General features: G+C 46.3%; 1 protein-coding gene. It reads left to right on the top strand.

Annotated elements, in window-relative coordinates:
- Positions 1 to 218: hypothetical protein (locus I5349_RS14230; protein ID WP_226391413.1), on the top strand; the 218-nt coding region annotated here is incomplete at both ends.

Genomic DNA, 218 nt, shown 5'->3' with positions numbered 1-218 from the left:
GACAGTTACAATGGAGTTACTCCAGCAGCACTTACAGAGACAGATCTTGTAGTTGTATCAGCAGATGCGCCATTAACACTAGACCTCGGAACAGGTCAGATAGATGTAGCGGCAGGGACAGCAGCGGGTACCTACACTTTAGTATATAGATTAGTTGACTCACTGAATCCAAGCAATACAGACGAGGCTACAGTTACAATAGTGGTAGCAGGAGCAGG

This window comes from Penaeicola halotolerans (assembly GCF_016464625.1).
In the GTDB taxonomy this organism is placed as follows: domain Bacteria; phylum Bacteroidota; class Bacteroidia; order Cytophagales; family Cyclobacteriaceae; genus Penaeicola; species Penaeicola halotolerans.
This window is presented reverse-complemented; position numbering and strand designations above follow the sequence as displayed.